Origin of the sequence: Clostridium sp. D53t1_180928_C8 (assembly GCF_015667795.1) — a bacterium.
GTDB lineage: Bacteria > Bacillota > Clostridia > Clostridiales > Clostridiaceae > Clostridium.
On sequence record NZ_JADPEL010000102.1, the window covers coordinates 1 to 3,092 of the forward strand.

A 3,092-nucleotide genomic window follows, 5' to 3' on the forward strand; every position below is an offset into this window, starting at 1 on the left:
ATAAAGTAAAATAATAATTTCTTAAAATTTAAAATAATAGTATATAACTTCATTCTATTGAATTTATAATAACTATTTTATTAAACTAATGCTTTAACTACTTTAACAATAAGTATGCAAGTTAATAGATACTACAAATATAATATAAAAGAAAGCTTTAATAAAAGCTTTCTTTTATTTTTAATTTATTGGTCTTGAAGAGTCAATTATTTCATGAAGATTTATTGGTTTAACATTAAAGCTTGATCTATACTCTATTTCATCCCAATAAATATTATCTGCAACAAGTGCTTCGGGATTTAAATTAACTCCTTTTAATATTATATCTTTAAATCTATGATACCCAGCCCTATCAATTAAATGACCACCATGAAGATATTCTGGCTTATTATCTAAAACCCATGCAGAGAATCCATGCCAGTTTTTAAAAACACCTAAGACAACATCTTCACTAGCATAATTAATAAATGTTTTACCCATTCTAGGAGTTTGCTTACCTGTTCTTCCACCTATAGTAATTCTATAAAATCTTTCAGGCCTTCTAGTCCATGCGCTAGTTGGACAGGCCAATACACACTCTCCACATCCTACACAACAACAATCATCTTTATCTATTAAACCCTTCGAATTTAAACTTAAAACTCTAGTTGAATGATGAGCACAAGCTCTTACACAAGCCCCACACCCTATACATCTTTCAGAGTTATATATCATTCTTGCTTCACCTATTATACCAAAATCTTGAGCATGTGCTTTAACGCAATCATTTGGACAACCGGCTATACCAATTTTAATATGGTAATGTGAAGGAAATACTATTTTTTCAACTTTATTTGCTAATGTTTTTGTATTTATATTTGCCTTTACACAATGAACATTACCAATGCAAGCCATAGTATTTCTTGAACCTATTGTTGGATAACCATTAGGTGTTACATCCATATTACAATTACACTCATCAACCTCAACTTCTTTAATATAATCTTTTATATAAGCATTTACATCAGGTATATTCTCATACTTTATTCCAGGAATATCAAAGGTTTGCCTAGTACCAAAATGAAAAGTTCCATCTCCCCATTTAGTAGCTATTTCCTGAACATTATTTAAATATTTTGCTTTAACAACTCCACCAGGAACACGCATTTGTAGCATAAATTCACCTCTAACTTTTGATTGACGAAAACAATTTAATCTTACTTTTTTTACATCTATATCATAATTCATAAATATTTCTCCTAATCTATTAAATTTTTGGCTTTTGTATAATTAAATACTGGTCCCTCTAAGCAAACGTAAGTTTCATCTATTCTACAATGACCACATTTCCCAACTGCACATGACATTTTTCTTTCAAATGAAACCCACATTTTATCTTCAGGAACACCAAGTTTCAAAAATTCTAGTGCTGTGAAGTGCATCATAATTGGAGGGCCAACTATAATTATTTCATAATTACTATCAAAATCTTTTAAAGGTAATTTATTTAAATAAGTTGTAACTAATCCTGAATTCCAACCTTCCTTATTTTCATTATCTAAGGTATAAATAGTATTAAAGGATTCTTTCCAACGTTTTAAATCACTTTTAAATAAGATCCCATTACTATCTCTAAAGCCTATTACTAAATTTAAACTTTTTACATACTTTTTATCATTATATATTTTTTCAATTAGGCTTTTAACAGGAGCAACACCAGTTCCACCTGCAACAATAATTAAATTTTTATCCTTTAGTTTTTCTACTGGCCATCCTACTCCATATGGTCCTCTAAGCCAAATATTATCTCCTGGCCTTAGGTTAAATATTTCATCAGTAACCTTTCCTACTTCTCTTATAGTAAAATCTAAATAATTATCTCCAAAAGAGCTAACCGATATTGGGGCCTCTCCAAATTTAGGGATATTCAACTGAAAAAACTGCCCATGACTTGGTTTTATATCACAAGCAACTCTAAAAGTATACTCATGGGATGTTTCCTTAATTATTTCTATTAATTTACAAGGTATACTACTTAAAATATTATTATTCATTATTATATCTCCTTTGTTATCTCATCTACAGCTTTTGCAGTTTTATTTATTGTAGCAGAAAAAGAAATTAAAGTTGGACATCTATCGGTACATCTTCCACAACCTACACACATATGTGTATCACCAAAACGTTTTTTATAATCATATATTTTATGAAGAGTTTTATATCTCATTTTTTCTCCAGCAGTAGTTCTAAAGGCATGCCCACCAGCCATTGTATCAAAACCAGGAATATGACAAGATGCTTCAACACGTTTTCTTTCACCAATAGCTCCATGACCATCATAAACAATATCTATACTTGTATAACAGGTACAAGTTGGACATGCAATTGTGCAACTACCACATTCAATACATCTATGATTATATTCTTCCCAAATTTTATGAGCTTTTAATTTATTTAAAACTTCCTTATTTTTTATTATAGGAAGTTTTACATGCGTATTATTTTTCATTATAAATTCTAGTTTAAATTCTTCTTTATCACATCCATTAAAATAATCATTAAAATCTTTATCTTTTACATCAAATAATAATTGATTATCCATAAATCTAACACCTAAACTATAATCGTTAGTCTTGTTACTATCCATATCTACACAAAAACAAGTATCAAAACCATCAACACATTCAATACATGCAAATTTTACTTTTTCTCTAATTCTTTTATAATAAATATCTTCATAACCACCATTTTCTAAAAATATTGTATCTTGTCTTTTTTGAGCATTAATATCACAAGGTCTTAAAAATATTAGTATCTTTTTATTATCCTCGGGGGAAGCATCTATTATCTTATTGCCTGTATAATAATATAATGTTTTAGATATTGGAGTAAGTACTTCTTTAGGTGGATAGCTAGATTTTTCTTTATATACTATATCTTGCACTTTTGTTACTTCATCATATCGTATTATATCAGTATCAGAATATCTTCCTGCTTTTTCAAACCTTTTAGGAGCATAAATTTTATACTCTTTTTGTAATTCATTAAATAAAATATTTGTATCTTCTAATGTTAATTTATATCCCAATTTGAAATCCTCCTATAATTAAAAT

At 28.4% G+C, this 3,092-nt stretch carries 3 protein-coding genes; all 3 read right to left on the reverse strand.

Annotated features, from left to right (window positions below; genetic code table 11):
* Positions 1-180: 180 nt before the first annotated feature.
* Genes asrC through asrA form a run of 3 tightly spaced genes read right to left on the reverse strand, consistent with a single transcriptional unit; the run spans position 181 to position 3,067 of the window.
* Positions 181-1,227 (reverse strand): sulfite reductase subunit C, encoded by a 1,047-nt coding sequence (gene asrC, locus I4V51_RS20550; RefSeq protein ID WP_195990301.1) that lies wholly within the window; start codon positions 1,225-1,227, stop codon positions 181-183.
* Between the two features lie 11 nt (positions 1,228-1,238).
* Positions 1,239-2,033 carry an anaerobic sulfite reductase subunit AsrB gene (gene asrB / locus I4V51_RS20555; RefSeq protein WP_195990302.1) on the reverse strand — a complete coding sequence of 265 codons (795 nt, stop codon included), beginning with the start codon at positions 2,031-2,033 and terminating at the stop codon, positions 1,239-1,241.
* Positions 2,034-2,035: 2 nt separating this feature from the next.
* On the reverse strand, positions 2,036-3,067 hold the full coding sequence (gene asrA, locus I4V51_RS20560) for an anaerobic sulfite reductase subunit AsrA (RefSeq protein WP_195990303.1): 1,032 nt from the start codon (positions 3,065-3,067) through the stop codon (positions 2,036-2,038).
* Between the last annotated feature and the right edge of the window lie 25 nt (positions 3,068-3,092).